21 protein-coding genes are annotated in these 16913 nt (G+C 46.2%); 9 read left to right on the forward strand and 12 right to left on the reverse strand.

Features of this window, described 5'->3' with window-relative positions; genetic code table 11:
* Window positions 1–65 precede the first annotated feature (65 nt).
* The 12 genes from mgtE to EKG38_RS01575 form a co-directional block, all read right to left on the reverse strand.
* Window positions 66–1430, reverse strand: coding sequence for a magnesium transporter (gene mgtE, locus EKG38_RS01520; RefSeq protein WP_126518029.1), 1365 nt, complete (start codon window positions 1428–1430; stop codon window positions 66–68).
* Between the two features lie 111 nt (window positions 1431–1541).
* Entirely contained in the window at window positions 1542–1817 is a 276-nt protein-coding gene (locus EKG38_RS01525; protein WP_012141070.1) for an HPr family phosphocarrier protein, read from the reverse strand.
* Window positions 1810–2658 (reverse strand): RNase adapter RapZ, encoded by an 849-nt coding sequence (rapZ, locus tag EKG38_RS01530; protein WP_126518031.1) that lies wholly within the window; start codon window positions 2656–2658, stop codon window positions 1810–1812. Before rapZ ends, EKG38_RS01525 begins: the two co-directional genes overlap by 8 nt.
* Window positions 2655–3098 carry a PTS IIA-like nitrogen regulatory protein PtsN gene (ptsN, locus tag EKG38_RS01535; protein WP_012141072.1) on the reverse strand — a complete coding sequence of 148 codons (444 nt, stop codon included), beginning with the start codon at window positions 3096–3098 and terminating at the stop codon, window positions 2655–2657. The genes rapZ and ptsN overlap by 4 nt, the downstream gene beginning before the upstream one ends.
* Window positions 3099–3100: 2 nt before the next feature.
* Entirely contained in the window at window positions 3101–3388 is a 288-nt protein-coding gene (gene hpf, locus EKG38_RS01540) for a ribosome hibernation promoting factor (protein ID WP_012141073.1), read from the reverse strand.
* A gap of 66 nt (window positions 3389–3454) precedes the next feature.
* Entirely contained in the window at window positions 3455–4948 is a 1494-nt protein-coding gene (locus EKG38_RS01545) for an RNA polymerase factor sigma-54 (RefSeq protein ID WP_126518033.1), read from the reverse strand.
* A 139-nt stretch (window positions 4949–5087) separates the two neighbouring features.
* Window positions 5088–5819: an LPS export ABC transporter ATP-binding protein gene (gene lptB, locus EKG38_RS01550; protein ID WP_126518035.1), complete on the reverse strand. Its 732-nt coding sequence runs from the start codon at window positions 5817–5819 to the stop codon at window positions 5088–5090.
* Entirely contained in the window at window positions 5816–6409 is a 594-nt protein-coding gene (gene lptA, locus EKG38_RS01555; protein WP_126518037.1) for a lipopolysaccharide transport periplasmic protein LptA, read from the reverse strand. The genes lptB and lptA overlap by 4 nt, the downstream gene beginning before the upstream one ends.
* Window positions 6396–6953, reverse strand: a complete 558-nt coding sequence (gene lptC, locus EKG38_RS01560; protein ID WP_126518039.1) for an LPS export ABC transporter periplasmic protein LptC — start codon at window positions 6951–6953, stop codon at window positions 6396–6398. Before lptC ends, lptA begins: the two co-directional genes overlap by 14 nt.
* A complete protein-coding gene (gene kdsC, locus EKG38_RS01565; protein WP_126518041.1) occupies window positions 6950–7501 on the reverse strand; it encodes a 3-deoxy-manno-octulosonate-8-phosphatase KdsC in 552 nt (183 codons plus the stop codon). Before kdsC ends, lptC begins: the two co-directional genes overlap by 4 nt.
* Window positions 7502–7588: 87 nt before the next feature.
* Window positions 7589–8566, reverse strand: coding sequence for a KpsF/GutQ family sugar-phosphate isomerase (locus EKG38_RS01570; RefSeq protein WP_126518043.1), 978 nt, complete (start codon window positions 8564–8566; stop codon window positions 7589–7591).
* Window positions 8567–8605: 39 nt separating this feature from the next.
* A complete protein-coding gene (locus tag EKG38_RS01575) occupies window positions 8606–9565 on the reverse strand; it encodes a calcium/sodium antiporter (RefSeq protein ID WP_126518045.1) in 960 nt (319 codons plus the stop codon).
* 265 nt (window positions 9566–9830) lie between these two features.
* On the opposite strand from EKG38_RS01575, the gene EKG38_RS01580 reads away from it, so the two are divergent.
* The 9 genes from EKG38_RS01580 to EKG38_RS01620 all read left to right on the forward strand — a co-directional run bounded on the left by EKG38_RS01580 (window position 9831) and on the right by EKG38_RS01620 (window position 16904).
* Entirely contained in the window at window positions 9831–10646 is an 816-nt protein-coding gene (locus EKG38_RS01580; RefSeq protein WP_439332632.1) for an ATP-binding cassette domain-containing protein, read from the forward strand.
* 64 nt (window positions 10647–10710) lie between these two features.
* Entirely contained in the window at window positions 10711–11493 is a 783-nt protein-coding gene (gene mlaE / locus EKG38_RS01585) for a lipid asymmetry maintenance ABC transporter permease subunit MlaE (protein WP_126518047.1), read from the forward strand.
* Between the two features lie 35 nt (window positions 11494–11528).
* Window positions 11529–11999, forward strand: a complete 471-nt coding sequence (gene mlaD, locus EKG38_RS01590) for an outer membrane lipid asymmetry maintenance protein MlaD (RefSeq protein ID WP_012141083.1) — start codon at window positions 11529–11531, stop codon at window positions 11997–11999.
* Between the two features lie 3 nt (window positions 12000–12002).
* Window positions 12003–12665, forward strand: a complete 663-nt coding sequence (locus tag EKG38_RS01595; RefSeq protein WP_126518048.1) for an MlaC/ttg2D family ABC transporter substrate-binding protein — start codon at window positions 12003–12005, stop codon at window positions 12663–12665.
* Window positions 12666–12968: an STAS domain-containing protein gene (locus tag EKG38_RS01600; protein ID WP_126518050.1), complete on the forward strand. Its 303-nt coding sequence runs from the start codon at window positions 12666–12668 to the stop codon at window positions 12966–12968.
* Between the two features lie 4 nt (window positions 12969–12972).
* On the forward strand, window positions 12973–13263 hold the full coding sequence (locus EKG38_RS01605) for a BolA family protein (protein ID WP_126518052.1): 291 nt from the start codon (window positions 12973–12975) through the stop codon (window positions 13261–13263).
* 13 nt (window positions 13264–13276) lie between these two features.
* Entirely contained in the window at window positions 13277–14536 is a 1260-nt protein-coding gene (gene murA / locus EKG38_RS01610; protein ID WP_126518054.1) for a UDP-N-acetylglucosamine 1-carboxyvinyltransferase, read from the forward strand.
* 149 nt (window positions 14537–14685) lie between these two features.
* Complete coding sequence (locus EKG38_RS01615; RefSeq protein WP_126518056.1) at window positions 14686–16086, forward strand: sensor histidine kinase; 1401 nt, start codon at window positions 14686–14688, stop codon at window positions 16084–16086.
* Window positions 16087–16271: 185 nt separating this feature from the next.
* Window positions 16272–16904 carry a response regulator gene (locus EKG38_RS01620; protein ID WP_126518058.1) on the forward strand — a complete coding sequence of 211 codons (633 nt, stop codon included), beginning with the start codon at window positions 16272–16274 and terminating at the stop codon, window positions 16902–16904.
* Window positions 16905–16913 lie beyond the last annotated feature (9 nt).

Raw genomic sequence — 16913 nt, forward strand, 5'->3', positions numbered from 1 at the left:
TGTTCCAACAGAGTTGAGCCCTTAAGTTTATCGCTTAGGGCTCATCTCGGCAAAGCAAGTGTCGGTTAATTCAGTAAGAAGAATGTAGCTAAGCCTAAGAAGGCAAACAGGCCGATAACGTCGGTAACGGTGGTGAGCACCATTCCTCCGGCGAGAGCGGGATCGATATTCATTTTTTTAAGAAGTAACGGGATACTTGCTCCGGCAAAACCTGCCACAGTCATGTTAATAAGCATCGCGCCACCAATGAGTCCACCAAGTGCGATATCATCTTTCCAGAACCATATCGCCAGAAAGACTAATACGGACCAAAGAACTCCATTGAGGAAGCCGATGGCGAGCTCTTTACCTATCAACCAGCGAGAGTTACTTTGGCCAATCTGTCCCAGTGCGATACCACGAATAACCAGCGCTAATGTCTGATTACCGGCAACGCCTCCCATGCTTGGAACTATGGTCATCAAGATGGCAATGGTAGCGAACTGTTCTAATGTGCCTTCGAACATATTGCTTACTGAGGCCGCCAACAGCGCGGCGAAAAGGTTGATGGTTAACCATAGCGAGCGCTGTAAGGTACTTTTTATGACAGGGCCGAAGGTGTCGGCATCATCATCCATACCCGCCATCCCCATCATGGAATGCTCTGCATCTTCTCTGATGACGTCGACGACATCATCGATGGTGATACGGCCAAGCAAGCGGTTATCGTCTCCGATAACCGGCGCAGAGAGCCAGTCATGTCGTTCAAACAGCTGTGCTACTTCACTGTCTGACATGCCTACCGGAATGCCTTCAAGCTTTGATGCCATGATATCCCGAATAGAGGCGTTGGGATCGCAGGTGAGAAGATCTGAGATCCGTACACCACCGAGAAAACTGTCTTGTTTGTCGACGACATAGAGAGTATCAGTCGCCTCGGGCAGTTCACCTCTGATCCTGAGATATCGTAAAATCACATCAATATTGACATCGGGGCGCAGTGTGACCGTATCGGTATTCATGAGGCTGCCTGCGGTATCATCAGGATAAGAGAGAGCCTGTTCTACCCGGGTTCTATCCTGGCTGGTCATCGACTGTAGTACTTGATTAAATACGCTGTCAGGCAGACTTCGCAGGATATAGGCGAGGTCATCGGTATCCATGCGTGCGGCGGCTTTTGCGACTCTCTCAGGACTCATCTGCTTGATAAGGTTGTCTTTGAGTTCCTCACCCAGTTCATCGAGGATCTCACCGGTATGATCTTGATCTATCAGTTGCCACAATACTTGACGGGTTCTCGGAGGAGATGACTCGAGGATAAAAGCGACATCTGAAGCGGCCATATCATGAAGCATGCTTCTCACATGAACGAACATGCCACTGCCAAGGGCTTGTGTTAGCTGATTTAAACGCTGATCTGTGAGTTCGTTGTCGAGTACTTCAACCGGCATAGCTTCCCTCCCTTAGAGTGTGTATTTGTGTTGCGTGTAATGTGTGAAAAGAGGTAAAAATGACGCTTAGAGTGTTAGTTTTCTGTTGTCTAGAAAATGAGATTCAGACGATTAACTCGCCTCATCAAATTTTGCATCTACAAGGGCACAGATGGCATCAAGTGCGGCGTTAGCATCTTTACCTTCCCCTAGCAGCGTGATAGTTTTTCCCATCCCGGTTTCCAGCATGAGTAATCCTAGCACACTGGCTGCGGAAGCCTTTTTATCCCCTTGTACTATCGTGACCTGAGCATCGAACTCAGATGCCAATATGGCGAGTTTAGTGGCTGCGCGAGCATGTAAACCTAGCTTGTTACAGATGGTGACCCGACGTTCCAATTTAGGCATTGCTTAGTTCACGATGGCGGGCTTTAACCATATGTTTGCTATTGCTAAATAGTTTCGCTAATTGGTCGGTGACATAGACAGATCTATGTTGTCCGCCGGTACAGCCTATGGCGATAGTCAGATAGCTACGATTATTTCTTTCAAGGTGCGGCAGCCATGTTTCTAACAGGTTTTCAATTTGCCAGATGAATTTATTAACCATAGGCTGCTGGCTGAGAAACAGCTGTACCGGTTCATCGAGGCCTGTCATGGGTCTTAGCTCCGGCTCCCAATGAGGGTTGGGGAGAAAACGAACATCGAACATAAAGTCGGCTTCGGAAGGCATGCCGTATTTGAAGCCGAAAGATTCAAAATTAATGACGAGTTCTTTATCTACAGTTCCCAATAAGATCTCTCGTACCTGATTACTCAGGTCGTAGATATTGAGGTTTGAAGTATCTATGTAGTGATCGACCAGCTTAGAAACCGGCTCGAGCAGTAACCTTTCATGCTCAATCGCCTCTTTCAAAGACGTTTTACTTCTCGATAGTGGATGGAGTCGGCGGGTTTCGCTGTATCGTTTCAGCAGAACTTCATCTGAAGAGTCGAGAAAGAAACTGAGTAACTCAGTTTCTGCAGGCAGGTTGGAAAGTTGTTTTTCCAGCTCTTTTTCCTGCTCAGGCATGTTACGAACGTCGACACTGATGGCGACAAGTTCGGTACTACCTTTAAGTTGATCGAGTAGTGAGTCCATGAGCGGTAGAGGCAAGTTATCGACACAATAGTATCCAAGGTCCTCTAAAACCCTGAGGGCGACAGATTTTCCCGATCCGGACCGACCGGATACCATAACCAGTTTCATTGAGTAATTACCTGATAGAGTTCTGATTCATCTTGTGTTTTACGTAACTGCTTCAATATCAGTTTATCATTGAGTTTCTCTGCCATAGTCGACAGGGTACTCAAATGCTGCTCACATTGATCTGCAGGCACTAATAGCGCAAATAGTATATCTACCGGCTGTTTATCAATCGAGTCGAAAGCGATTGGCTCTTCACACTTGATTAGAACTGCAACTGGTTGACTTATATTGGTTAATCTCCCGTGAGGAATTGCAATACCGTTACCTATCCCCGTGCTGCCCATCTTCTCTCTAGCCAATAGGCTTTCAAATATCTCTTGAGAGGTAAGGGTCGGGTACTGGACAGCCGCAAGATCGCTGATAAGTTCCAGTACCTTTTTCTTACTGCCCGGAGTGGCGCAGGTTGTGCACTCCGGCTGCAGGATCTTACTAAGTTCCATTATTAATGTTTTGTTAGCTTCTCTTTGTGTTTAATAACCTGACGGTCTAGCTTATCAATCAGGGAGTCAATGGCGGCATACATGTCCGCATTTTCAGACGTAGCAAAAACCTCACCACCGGAAAGATGGAGTTTTGCTTCCGCTTTTTGCTGCATTTTCTGAACATTTAAAATAACGTGCACATTATTGATCTGATCGAAATGTCGTTCAAGTTTAGTAAACTTTTCTTCAACGTATTGACGTAGTGATGTTGTAATTTCAATGTGGTGCCCTGTTAGGTTTATTTGCATAGAATTACTCCTCCGTTTCCGATTGTGTTATGTAAACTAACTCTTGCTTATGATCTCAATAACGCTTTATAAACTCTTACGCTGATTCGATGGGGGGATGAGCAGAGCTTCACGATATTTGGCAATCGTTCGCCTCGCCACTTTTATCCCTTGTTCCCCCAGTAGCGTCGCCATTTTACTGTCGCTCAGGGGCTTCTTCTGGTTTTCGGCTGCGATCAACTTCTTAATGAAAGCGCGTATCGCAGTCGATGAACATTCTCCACCATCATCCGTACCGACATGACTGGAGAAGAAGTACTTTAATTCAAATATCCCTCTGGGGGTATGCATATACTTCTGTGTCGTGACACGTGAAATGGTTGATTCATGCATTTCAACCGCTTCGGCGATGTCGTTCAGCACCATAGGCTTCATCGCTTCTTCACCGAACTCGAAGAAACCTTGTTGAAATTTCACTATGCAGTTAGAGACTTTCAGCAGGGTCTCATTACGACTCTCCAGGCTCTTAATAAACCACTTAGCCTCTTGCAGATGACCTCGAATATATTGCCCATCGGCTTGATTCTTAGTACTTTTGGCCATAGAGGCATAGTGCTGATTGACATTGATTTTAGGCATGTAATCCGGGTTTAACTCCACGACCCAGCGACCTTTCTTTTTGGTCACTGTGACGTCAGGAATCACATACTCATCTCGCCCAGGGGTAATAGCCAGCCCGGGTCTGGGATTAAGTGTCTGGATCAGTGCAATAGCTTCTCTGAGATCATCTTCTTTCAATTTAGTCTTGCGCATTAGCAGGCGGAAATCACGTCCGGCGATGAGATCTAAATGTTCTTTGATCAAGAGTCTGGCGTTGTCGATATGAGGCGTCGTGTCGGCATATTGGGCGAGCTGAATCGAGAGACATTCACTGAGATCTCGTGCCGCAATACCGATAGGATCGAAGTGCTGAACACGCTTGAGTACGGCTTCAACTTCATCCTGTTCAATTTCAGGATCGCCCATTGCCTCGAGGATATCGTCGACACTTTGAGTTAGGTAACCGCGTTCGTCGATGGCGTCGATAATGGCGGTGGCGATGGCCAGATCATTATCGGAGAAAGGGGTGAGGTTTTTTTGCCATTCAAGGTGTTCATATAAGCCTTCGCTGGTTTCACCTTGAAAGGGCATATCGTCATCGCGCATTGCCCCGGAACTGGAATTTGGGGTCGCAGTATAGACCTCGTCCCACGTGGTATCCATGGGAAGATCTTCTGGCATGGAATCTTGGGTCAGTGCATCCGATGTCTCGACGGCTGAGCTATCTTGCGGGCCTTCGTTATCTGCATCACCCTCTGCTGAAGCGCTGTATTCGGGCTCATCACTGGCTTTACTATCACTATTGACGGGCTCTGCATCGACTTGCTCTTCATCCAACTCAAGTAGTGGGTTGGAGTCTAATGCTTGTTGGATCTCTTGTTGCAGTTCCAGCGACGAAAGCTGCAAAAGGCGTATTGCCTGTTGCAGCTGTGGTGTCATGGTTAACTGCTGACCCATTTTGAGCTGGAGTGACGCTTTCATTTACCGCTATTCCCTTATTTGTAATTATAAAATGAGAAAGCCTGCTAAATAATTTTTGGGGTTTCTCTGCCCCCTTGACTCGCTATCTGTTTGCGAGTCTTAACGAATCTGTTACTTGAAAATCGACGCTATAGATTAACTATAGCTTGAATTGTTCACCTAAGTACACAGCCCGTACCTGCTGATTGTCCAAGATTTCGGCAGGGGTGCCTTCTGCTATTAAGTTTCCGTGACTCACGATGTAGGCGTGCTCACAAACGTCCAGTGTTTCACGAACGTTATGGTCTGTGATTAGCACGCCAAGCCCTCGACTCTTGAGCTGTAAGATGATTTTCTTTATGTCGATAACGGAAATTGGATCGACGCCGGCAAAGGGTTCATCGAGTAAGATAAATTTAGGGTTTGCCGCCAATGCTCGTGCAATTTCGACTCGTCGACGTTCACCACCAGACAAGGCCATACCGAGGCTGTCTCTGATATGAGTAATATGGAACTCTTCTAACAGGTGTTCAAGCTGCTCTTCACGTGCATTGTTACTCATCTCTGAGCGGGTCTGTAATACCGCCATGATGTTATCTCTGACCGAGAGTTTACGAAAAATACTGGCTTCTTGAGGCAGATAACCTATCCCTTTTCTGGCGCGTAGATGCATTGGGTCTAAGGTCAGGTCATCATCGTCGATAAAGATGCGTCCCTTATCACTCTGCACTAAGCCGACCACCATATAAAAAGTGGTGGTTTTTCCTGCACCATTTGGGCCTAACAGGCCGACAATTTGCCCCGTTTTGACTGTGAGACTCACATCTTGTACAACGGCACGACTCTTATAGCTCTTGGCAAGGTTAACGGCCTTTAGCGTCATCTCGCTCATTTGGGCTCCTGTTTTATAGTCGCTTGCTCCGGCTGAGTCTCTTTCTTCGTCTCAGGTTCATCTGATGGTGTTGGTATTTGCTGTTCAGGCTTTGTCTCTTCCTGATAGTTTTCAGGTTGAATGATAGTGATCACTCTGTCATTACCGGTACTCTCTGCAATGAGCTGTTGCTTAGCGATGTTGTAACGGATCTGGTGGCCCGTTACCTGGCTGCCAGCCTGTTCCAGAGTGGCATTTCCGATAAGGGTTAAGGTTCGACTGGAGAGTTCGTAGCGTATCTCTTTGGCACTCGCTGATGCCGGGCGACCATCTTCCATTATCTGTGAATAGGTGGCAGGGCTTCCCGTTGCAACCAGTATCTTTCCGCCGTCTTTCTCTTTAGAAAATGCCCTGAGCTCATCGGCCAGGATCTTTACTGAACCCTGCGTGACTTCGACGGGTCCGTGGAAGATGATCTGGTTATTTTTAATATCAGCTTCCTGACTGGCGGCAGAGATCTTAACTTCTTGTTTCAGATCGTCCAGTTTAGCCATACCACTAAAACTAACTAAAGATAGTAAGGCGATGATAAGTAATTTATTTTGCTTCATATATTCCTTCAACCTGACTGGTTAATTGCACACTCTGAGCATTAAGGTCTGCGTAGAGTCCAACCCCTTTAATCTTAAAATCGCTACCTGTGATATAGATATCGCGATCCGATGTCATCACCATAGTATTTAGATCTAATTCAAGGTAAGTCGTTTTAATTGTCTGAACAGGCTCTTCTGGGCTAATAGCATCAATAATAACATCCTTCTCCAGAATCACTTTACCCGATTTCTTGTTCAGTGTTCCCTTCGATGATCGAAGGCGCCATTGAGCTTGTCCCTTATCGGGGTAAACCAGATAGATGGGCTGTGTGAAGTAGGTCATGTTGGCCTCTTCAAAGTGCTCCATATGCGTCGCTGTAACCCGGCTATTAACCAGGCCTAACTCGTTATACTCTACGCTTCGCAGGTTATCGGCAACATAGTCCGGTCGAAGGCTGGCATCTATTGCCACCTCCTCTTCGCCTCTTTTCGATTGCACCTGCCAATAAAGTATTAAGGCCATACCAAAGAAAGCGATAATGGCCAGAGTCACTCTGTTCATATACTCATTCCATGAGCGGTATCGAACTTATCCTGGCTGAGTAACAAAAGATCCGTCAATTCACGCAATGCACCGTGGCCACCACGAATATGCGTGGTGAAGTCGACATGTTGCTTAACATAAGGGTGACCGTCGGCGACGCACACAGATAACCCCACCTGCCTCATCACCGGAAGATCGACCATGTCATCACCAATATAGGCGACCTGTTCAGGGCTGACATTATAGAGAGCGAGCAGGTCCTGATATGGCACCATCTTGTCGTCTACACCTTGGTAGATATGGGTGATCCCAAGCGCTGTCATACGGTCTTCGACGATCTGAGATTTACGCCCTGTGATGATAGCGACGGGAATATCACTGGTCAGCAGAGACCTGACTCCGTAGCCGTCTCTGGTATGAAAGGTTTTCAGCTCTTCACCGCTGTTACTCATATAAACCAGGCCATCGGAGAAGACACCATCAACATCACAGATGAGTAACTTGATATTTTTTGCTTTTTGCCAAACATCTTCACTTATCGGACCGTAAAAACCTTGATGTGACATGTTAAGCGCCTCCCGCTTTGATTGTGCGTAAATGGTTCAATGTACTGTAACACCTTGTCTGGCCGGCTAAATCGGGCTCTGACATGATTAGATAACCCCAGCCTTTACCATATCCAGCATGTTTAATGCGCCAATTGGCTGTTCTAGCTCATCGATGACAATCAGGCCGTTAATGTCTTTCTCTTCCATCACTTTCAATGCTTCGGCTGCCAAAATATCTTCGGAAACGGTTACGCAACCTCTGCTCATGACATCACTTATCGAGGTCTTTCTCAGGTTGACGTCGGCGTCGATCACTCTGCGCAGATCACCATCGGTAAAGATACCGACGAGTTTATTATCATCATCGACGACGGCCGTCATTCCCAGCCCTTTCTTTGAGATCTCATATAGCGCATCTGTGATACAGATATTATGGCTGACCAGAGGGAGCTCGGAAGCTTTATGCATAACATCGCTAACTTTAAGCAGTAATTTTCGGCCTAAGCTACCGCCTGGGTGTGATAGGGCAAAATCATCCTTGGTAAACCCTCTGGCCTGTAGCAGTGCGACGGACAGAGCATCTCCCATGACTAAGGTGGCTGTCGTGCTGGAGGTCGGTGCAAGCCCCAGAGGACAAGCCTCTTCCGGTACTTCGATACACAGATGTACGATAGACAGCTTTGCCATATTTGATTCGGGCTTACCCGTTACGGCAATGATTGGCAGTCCCATTCGTTTGATCACCGGCATCAAGGTGAGAATTTCACTGGCTTCACCTGAGTTGGAGATAGCTAAGATGATATCATTTTCACTTAGAACGCCAAGATCGCCGTGGCTGGCTTCACCTGGATGAACGAAGAATGCGGGGGTGCCGGTACTGGCTAAGGTTGCCGAAATCTTATTACCGATATGTCCGGATTTGCCCATCCCCATCACGATGACCTTACCGGTACATTCGAGGATCAGCCGACACGCCGTGGCAAACTCTGCAGAATCTACATATTGGTATAGATTATCGAGAGCATTTCGTTCGATATCGATAACATTTCTGCCCCATTGGCGTAATTGAGTTTCATCTACCATTTTGATCTCTCTGTTGATTCGGCTTTATCACTCTCGGGATTAAGCGAGAAAAAGGACTGCTTGGTACGCAACAAAAGTACAAAGTAACACAACACCATGCCAAGGCTTTAATTGGCGAACGCGTCCACTAAGTAATATGAGAACAGCGAGAGCGCTGCTGGTTGCGAGTACCATATAAAAATCTCGCGTGCTGGCCGCGGCATCAACCTCTCCGGGAGCGATAATGCCAGGCAATGCCAGTACTGCGAGGATATTGAATAAGTTTGAGCCGACTATGTTACCTATGGCCAGATCGTCTTCTTTCTTGAGCACACCGGCTACACAGGCTGCAAGTTCGGGCAAGCTGGTACCGATAGCTATAATCGTCAGGCCTATCACGAGGTCAGACAGGTGATAGGCTTTGGCAATGCCTACGGCTCCCTGTACCATCCAGTCCGCCGAAAGGGGTAATAATATGATGCCGACGACCAACCAGAGCACAGCTTTATGTGTTGGGACTCCTTTAGGGATCTCGTCATCGGCTTCAACTTCTAGCGGATCATGATTCTTATTGGTTAATCCATGCCAGATAAGATAACCCATGAGGATAAAAAACAGCCCCATCAGCATGAATCCTTCTATGCGGGTGAGAAAACCATCATGAAGGAAGTAGCCGGCAATCATCGTTGCACCGAGCATCAACGGGATTTCACGCAGTAAGGTCTGAGAGCTGACTGAGATAGCGCCTAATAATGCAGTTATCCCTAAGATAAGAGTGATGTTGGCAACGTTTGATCCCAGTACATTACCGATGGCGGTATCTGTCATGCCTTCCATTGAAGCGGTTGCGGCAACGAACATCTCTGGGGCGGAGCTTCCCATCGCGACAATGGTCAGTCCTATCAACATTGGAGGAAGTCCGAGGTTTCTTGCAAAGGCTGCAGCGCCATAAACAAATTTGTCAGCACTCCAAACCAGGGCGCCCAATCCAGCGATAAGCATGAAAATATTAAATAACATCAAATTACATTCTGAAGATAGTCTGACGCGCATTTTCGCTGGAAATGAGCAAAATTGAAAGTATTGAGGCAAGATAGTGTCGATTCAGTTGTACCGAATAGGGCAATTACGTACAATTTGCCTCTTTTCTTTCGTCAGACTTCCCAATTATTGTGGAATGTGCGCGATATGAGATCATAAAGATGAGACAACAAAAAGCATTGAGTGTTTCTTTGTCTTTCGTCTGACGAGTCGTCTTCTCACCCTTTGCATAAATGGAAGTGAAATGAATCACCAGGTGTCAATCGAGCCGAAACCATTGGTTGAAATTCAGAATTTGAATTTCAGCAGGGGTGAGCATGTCATTTTTGATGATATCAGCCTGTCTATCCCCAAGGGGAAGGTTACCGCCATCATGGGGCCCAGTGGGATTGGTAAAACGACCCTGTTGAAATTAATGGGTGGTCAGCTGAACCCTGATTCTGGGCGTGTGTTATTTGATGGGCAAGATGTACATAGGTGCAACCGGGAAGAGTTGTTCAATATGCGTAAACGAATGAGCATGTTGTTTCAAAGTGGTGCACTTTTTACCGATATGAATGTGTTCGACAATGTCGCGTTTGCATTAAGGGAGCACTCAGGTTTATCTGAGGAGATCATTAAGCGAATTGTACTGATGAAACTTGAAGCCGTCGGACTGCGAGGCACGGCATCTATGATGCCCAGTGAGCTTTCCGGAGGAATGCAACGCAGAGCAGCCCTTGCCAGAGCGATAGCGCTCGAGCCTGAGATGGTGATGTACGATGAACCTTTTGCCGGTCAAGATCCTGTCTCTATGGGGGTCCTGGTTAAATTGATCAGTGAGCTGTCTGATGCGCTTCAATTAACGTCGGTGGTTATCTCTCATGATGTACAAGAGGTACTGAGTATTGCCGATTATGTTTATGTGATGGCCGATAAGCGAATCATAGCTCACGGGACTCCACTTGAGTTAAAAAATGCTGACAATCCTCAATTGAAACAGTTTATTGGCGGAGAACCTGATGGTCCGGTCCCGTTCCATTTTCCTGCTGAAGATTACCAAAAGGAGTTAGTAGGCTAGCGATGATGGAGATAAATCACATTTTCTATTATAAGTGTCATTGCATCATTCATAGGAGTGGTCAATGAATATGACTAATCAACTGGCGAGTCTTGGTCGACTGACCATAGATTTTGTTGTCGGACTCGGGCGTGCAGGTTTAATGCTGTGGGGAGCGATAGCACGTAAACCCAGGATTAAAGGCTTCCCATTATTTGTTAAGCAGTTATACGTTGTCGGTGTGCAATCGATGGTGTTGATTTTTGTTTCGGGACTTTTCATTGGCATGGTGTTAGCCCTTCAGGGCTATAACATCTTAGTCGGTTTTGGTACCGAAGAGAGCCTGGGTCCGATGGTGGCCTTGAGTCTCCTGCGAGAGTTAGGTCCCGTGGTGACAGCGTTGTTATTTGCGGGCCGCGCCGGATCGGCACTCACTGCAGAAATTGGTTTGATGAAGAGTACCGAACAGCTGTCGAGTCTGGAGATGATGGCTATCGATCCTCTGAGACAGATTATTGCACCCAGATTTTGGGCCGGAGTGGTGAGTCTGCCTCTGTTAGCCCTAATATTTACCGCCGTGGGGATCTATGGCGGACATGTGGTGGGAGTCGAATGGAAAGGGATAGATAGCGGAAGTTTCTGGTCGATTCTTCAGGCGTCTGTCGAGTGGCGAGAAGACATAGTTAATTGCATAATTAAGAGTCTGGTATTTGCTGTGGTTGTGACTTGGATAGCTCTGTATCGAGGCTATCGGGTTATTCCTAACCCCGAAGGGATCAGCAAGGCAACAACGCAAACAGTGGTTCAGTCTAGCTTGGCCGTATTGGCGTTGGACTTCTTGCTTACCGCAGTGATGTTTGGTCGTTAATGGATGATATTCAAACCTAGAGTGGAAATGAGAGAATGTTAACTCGAAAAATTGAAGTTTTAGTGGGGCTATTTCTATTGTCAGGATTTGCCGCATTTTTAGTCTTAGTCTTTAATGTGGCTAATATTGAAGTAAAGACGGGAGATAGTAGCTATACCCTCTATGCTAAGTTCAGTAACATTGGCGGCTTGAAAGTTCGTTCGCCGGTTAAAGTCGGCGGTGTGGTTGTGGGCCGAGTGAGTGCGATTAAACTGGATTCGTCTGAATTAGTGCCCATTGTCGAGCTGTCGATGGATAAAGAGTTTAATCAGTTTCCTGAGACGAGTAGTTTATCTATTTTGACCTCTGGATTACTCGGTGAACAGTTTTTAGGCCTGACTCCAGGGTTTGAGGATGAGGATATTGCCATGTTAGTCGATGGCGATCGTATTGATGATACTCATTCCGCACTCGTGCTGGAAGATCTGATAGGTCAGTTCCTGTATAGCACCTCTTCAAAGGATTAAGAGATGAGAATATATAATCACATAAATAAGTTAGCGGCTTTACTTCTACTGATGGTTTTCAGTGCTTCAGCTCATTATGAAGACTCGGAAGTGAACACCATGGATCCCTATGATATGGTGGAAGCGGTTGCAAATAGGACTTTTGACAGATTTTATCATGATATTGACATAATTAAGACCAATCCTGACCACCTTAAGGTGATAGTCTCGGATGAGTTGATGCCTTATATTGATTATAAGTATGCTTCCTACAAGGTTATGGGGACTTACTTAAAGAAGACAACCAAAGAGCAGAGGGAACGCTTCGTTACCGCGTTTCAGGGGTATTTGATCTCAACCTATGCTCAAGCGTTTACCGAATACACTGATCAGAAAATTAAATTTGCCCCGCCGGCAGATTTTACCCATGAAAAGATGGTGAATGTGAATGTACTGCTAGTCGATGCGGGTCGTCCTCCAATTAAACTGCAGTTCAGAGTTCGCCGTTTGAAAGATGATAGCTGGAAGGCGTTCGACCTTGTGGCTGAAGGGGTGAGTCTACTTGCATCGAAAAGCTCTGAAATATCGAACCTCATCCGTCAAAAGGGCATCGATACTGTGATCCTTGATCTGGAGCAACGTAATCAAGGACATATTATTCGAGATCCCAAAGGGAAAAAGGTTTAAGTGGCAGAATTTATTGAAGATGGTGTGGTGTGTCGAGTAAGCGGCCGCTTATCTCAAGTTGAAGTTGTGAGACTTTGGCGTGAGAGAGACACCTTAATGAGTAAAAATATTCAAGTTATCGATTTGTCAGCATTGTCCTACAGTGATAGTGCCGGGGTTGCTTTTCTATTAGAGCTGCTAAGCTTGGCTAAGGCTGAAAACAGAAAACTTGTGCTGACCTCGCCATCGACTCAATTATTAAAATTAATCGGTTTATATGATTTAGAACTCTTCTTCAGCGAAGAAGCATTACAAGGTAAATAGAACCATGGATTCCAACGAAACAGAACAAGTTAACGAAGAAACAGCCAAACTGAAAGAGCTGGAACAGCTGCTATTGGATGCACTTTCATTAGATGAAGTTCATGTGACCCAAGCTGGTACTCACTATAAAATCGTTGCCGTAGGCGAGTGTTTCGATGGAATGGGACGAGTGAAGCAGCAGCAAACAATTTATGGACCGTTAATGGAACGTATCACCAGTGGTGAACTACATGCGCTAACGATCAATGCTTTCACGCCGACACAATGGAAGCGTGAAAAAGTATTTAACATGTAAGCTGAGAGCGAAAGTGGATAAATTAAAAATTGAGGCGAGCGAAGCGCTTGCCGGTAATGTTGTTATATCGGGTGCAAAGAATGCTGCATTGCCTATCTTGATGGCAGGTGTCTTAGCTGAAACCGATTTTGTTGTTACTAATGTACCCGATCTACGAGATGTAAATACCAGTTGTGAACTTCTTCGTTGCCTTGGCGCCGAAGTCAGTCGCAGTGATAACAGTGAAGTGCGTATCTCTACGACCTCGCTGGATCATTTTTGTGCGCCTTATGATCTGGTTAAAACGATGCGAGCGTCAATCCTTATTCTAGGTCCCCTGTTGGCTCGCTTTGGCACTGCCGACGTGTCATTGCCTGGCGGTTGTGCCATCGGTGCACGCCCGGTCAACCTGCATCTACATGGTCTAGAGCAGATGGGTGCTAAAATCGAAGTCGAAGAGGGTTATATTAAGGCTCGTGTCGATGGCCGATTAAAAGGTGCGCATATCTTTATGGATATGATCAGTGTCGGCGCAACCGAAAACTTATTGATGGCCGCCACACTTGCCGATGGTGAGACCATCATCGAGAACGCAGCCCGTGAGCCTGAAGTTATCGACTTAGCGAACTGTTTGATCGCCATGGGTGCCAAAATTGAAGGTGCCGGCACTGACTCGATTCGTATTCAAGGTGTTGAATCTCTGAAGGGTTGTCATTACCGTGTTATGCCAGACAGAATCGAGACGGGTAGCTTCTTAATCGCTGCTGCGGTAACTCGTGGCAAGATACGTTGTGTTGATGCCGACCCCTCTACTCTTGAAGCCGTATTGGCTAAGCTTGAAGATGCGGGAGCGAGCATTACAACCGGCAGTGATTGGATCGAGCTGGATATGCAAGGTAAGCGTCCAAAGGCTGTGAATATCAAAACGGTTCCCTATCCCGGTTTCCCGACGGATATGCAGGCACAGTTCTGCCTGTTAAACGTATTAGCCGAAGGGACGTCGACGATTACCGAAACAATTTTCGAAAATCGCTTTATGCACGTTCCTGAGTTGATCCGTATGGGCGCTAACATGGAACTAGAGGGCAATACCTGCATCATCCAGGGAATTGAAAGACTCAATGGAGCACAGGTGATGGCGACCGATTTGAGGGCATCCGCCAGCTTAGTTATCGCCGGACTCGTGGCCGATGGTACGACGATCGTGGATAGAATCTATCATCTGGACCGCGGTTATGAGCATATAGAAAACAAGTTTAAAGGATTAGGCGGGCACGTAGAGCGCACTAAATAACCTGATTTTTTTGCTGTTTAATCTAAAGCCATTGATGATCTCATCGATGGCTTTTTTATTGCCGCTGAATTCTCGCTGAGCGATCACATCTTTATATCGATTAGTATTAGATCACTATGATTTTAAGCTTTTTGTGGTAAGTTCAGACTATGCCGACATTTATCACCTTTAATATTTATCTCTTCTATGGCCTGGTCTTTTTTTCTATAGGCTGTGTGGTTGTGTTTCGAAATTTTAAATATAGCCAACTTAAAATTGCGCCAATCCTCTGGGCCCTGGCACTGTTTGGCTTCTCCCATGCTTTTCACGAATGGTCAGAGCTATACCTTCTGGAATTTAGCGGGGATATTCCCGGTAAGTATCACATGATGGCCGAGTGGCTCAGGCTCTTAAAGCTGTTTCTATCCTATGCATCTTTGATGGTGTTTGCCTGGTTATTGTTTGGTATCGGCTCCAAGTGGGTCGCTAAGGTTGGACAGAGTGTGGTCATCGTGATGTGTTTAGCGTACTTAGTGACGGTTGTTTACTACTCGCACGCTATCTATCTCGCCGATAACACTTTTTTGGAAGCAACATTTTACACCCGACTATTTCTGGGTTTCGGCAGTGCTTTGTTAGCCGCAATCGGGATTGCATTATATGGCTATAACCTGATGAAGGAGCAGCATGAATATGGCAGTTACTTTATCGCTACGGGCGTTGGTCTGCTTTGCTATGGGGTGCTGTCGGGATTAGTCCCAACTGATCTACACCATAGTGTTCCCGTATTTAGAACCTTGGCTGGTGCATTGATTCTTATCACCCTGTTTAAGGCATTGAAGGTTTTCGATATTGAGAAGGAGCTGGCAACCGAAGCAAAGCTTAAACGTGCTATCGAAGCCGATAAATATAAGGCGATAGGTCATTTGGCCATGGGGATGGCTCATGAGATCAATAACCCCTTAGCTTCATCGACGTTAGCGCTGGATATTCTGCAGCGAAAATCACCCGAGTTTGATGAACAGCAACTCAAGTATATCGAGCGTATCAGTTTAGGCATCGAGCGCGCCTCAGAGATCAGTAAAGAGTTACTCGCCTACGCACGCCCTGCAACAGGGAATGCCTCTATCGTCTCTTTGCCCGAAGTCATTAAGGCCTCCATCCATCTCTTGTCACATAAGCATCATGGACACAGGATCAATATTGATTGTGATGAAGGGATCACCATGATGGGGCAGAAGGTTAAATTGGAGGAGTTGCTGATTAACCTACTCACCAACGCCATAGATGCAACGCAGTCCGGTAGTGACATCTCCATCGTGGCTAGTGAGTCGGAGAAACATGTCATGTTATCTGTTGAGGATTGGGGGACTGGGATGGACAGTGAAAGTCAGTCCAGAGCAACTGAGCTCTTCTATTCAACCAAGCCAATAGGTCAGGGGACAGGGCTTGGTTTGGCGATCTGTGAGCAGATTGTCACACTACATCAGGGCGAGATGACCATTAAAAGTGAGCTTGGGCGTGGAACTAGAATCGAAATGCGTTTCTTGAGATCTGAATGTGTTTCTTGATAGCAGGTAGTTAAGTATTCAATTAACTGTTTTACAAGCTGTTTGTTGTTTTTATGCGTAGATATTGAACGTATGAGTCAAACATCAGAGTCTTCTCAATAACTTGAGGTCGGACAGGACGTTATCTTTGAAATTTGATATGGTTTTGCATCTGAAATAAGTGTCCGTTTTTTAAGGGGTGGTGGATGACGCGAGTGTTAATTGCAGAGGATGATGAGGATCTTCGCACAAATATGGTCGATATTCTCGAGCTTGAAGGTTTCGATGTGATCGCCGTTCCCAGCGCCGAGGATGCCATCTTTGCCTGTCAAAGCCACTCTTTTGATATCGCATTAATGGATCTGGTGATGTCCGGAATGACGGGTGTTGAGGCCATTTCGAATCTGAGACAGGAAAATCCTTTTATGGCTGTGGTGATTGTCACGGCCTACGCCACCGTCGACACTGCGGTGGATGCGATGAAGAAAGGGGCCGACAGTGTGCTGACTAAGCCGTTTAAGAGTGTCGATCTCGTTATGACCATACGGCGTAGTATCGCCGAAAAGCAGCTACTGAAATCGAGTTCTGATATCGACTCCGATAGCGTCTACGCCGCATTAGCTAACCCGCTGCGACGTGAAACGTTAAAATCACTGGGTTGCCATAAAGAATTGAAATTTATGGATCTGTGTCGTTTGGTTGGAGTGGAAGATCATACAAAGTTTAATTTTCATCTGCGTCAGCTCAAGAAAGCCGGGCTCGTTATGCAAAACGAGAGGAAGATCTACATTTTGACAAATACAGGTCAATTTGTTTTACAACACCATAACTTGTCCTAACTTCTAAAT

The sequence above is a fragment of the Shewanella canadensis genome, assembly GCF_003966225.1.
Taxonomy (GTDB): Bacteria; Pseudomonadota; Gammaproteobacteria; order Enterobacterales; family Shewanellaceae; genus Shewanella; species Shewanella canadensis.

Coding starts and splice junctions, on each gene's coding strand:
- EKG38_RS01605 (WP_126518052.1), top strand. CDS start 12,973: ATGGATTCCAACGAAACAGAACAAGTTAACGAAGAAACAGCCAAACTG.
- EKG38_RS01580 (WP_439332632.1), top strand. CDS start 9,831: ATGAATCACCAGGTGTCAATCGAGCCGAAACCATTGGTTGAAATTCAG.
- lptC (WP_126518039.1), bottom strand. CDS start 6,953: ATGAACAGAGTGACTCTGGCCATTATCGCTTTCTTTGGTATGGCCTTA.
- kdsC (WP_126518041.1), bottom strand. CDS start 7,501: ATGTCACATCAAGGTTTTTACGGTCCGATAAGTGAAGATGTTTGGCAA.
- hpf (WP_012141073.1), bottom strand. CDS start 3,388: ATGCAAATAAACCTAACAGGGCACCACATTGAAATTACAACATCACTA.
- mlaE (WP_126518047.1), top strand. CDS start 10,711: ATGAATATGACTAATCAACTGGCGAGTCTTGGTCGACTGACCATAGAT.
- ptsN (WP_012141072.1), bottom strand. CDS start 3,098: ATGGAACTTAGTAAGATCCTGCAGCCGGAGTGCACAACCTGCGCCACT.
- EKG38_RS01575 (WP_126518045.1), bottom strand. CDS start 9,565: ATGTTATTTAATATTTTCATGCTTATCGCTGGATTGGGCGCCCTGGTT.
- EKG38_RS01570 (WP_126518043.1), bottom strand. CDS start 8,566: ATGGTAGATGAAACTCAATTACGCCAATGGGGCAGAAATGTTATCGAT.
- EKG38_RS01615 (WP_126518056.1), top strand. CDS start 14,686: ATGCCGACATTTATCACCTTTAATATTTATCTCTTCTATGGCCTGGTC.
- rapZ (WP_126518031.1), bottom strand. CDS start 2,658: ATGAAACTGGTTATGGTATCCGGTCGGTCCGGATCGGGAAAATCTGTC.
- EKG38_RS01620 (WP_126518058.1), top strand. CDS start 16,272: ATGACGCGAGTGTTAATTGCAGAGGATGATGAGGATCTTCGCACAAAT.
- mgtE (WP_126518029.1), bottom strand. CDS start 1,430: ATGCCGGTTGAAGTACTCGACAACGAACTCACAGATCAGCGTTTAAAT.
- lptA (WP_126518037.1), bottom strand. CDS start 6,409: ATGAAGCAAAATAAATTACTTATCATCGCCTTACTATCTTTAGTTAGT.
- mlaD (WP_012141083.1), top strand. CDS start 11,529: ATGTTAACTCGAAAAATTGAAGTTTTAGTGGGGCTATTTCTATTGTCA.
- EKG38_RS01545 (WP_126518033.1), bottom strand. CDS start 4,948: ATGAAAGCGTCACTCCAGCTCAAAATGGGTCAGCAGTTAACCATGACA.
- EKG38_RS01595 (WP_126518048.1), top strand. CDS start 12,003: ATGAGAATATATAATCACATAAATAAGTTAGCGGCTTTACTTCTACTG.
- lptB (WP_126518035.1), bottom strand. CDS start 5,819: ATGAGCGAGATGACGCTAAAGGCCGTTAACCTTGCCAAGAGCTATAAG.
- EKG38_RS01525 (WP_012141070.1), bottom strand. CDS start 1,817: ATGCCTAAATTGGAACGTCGGGTCACCATCTGTAACAAGCTAGGTTTA.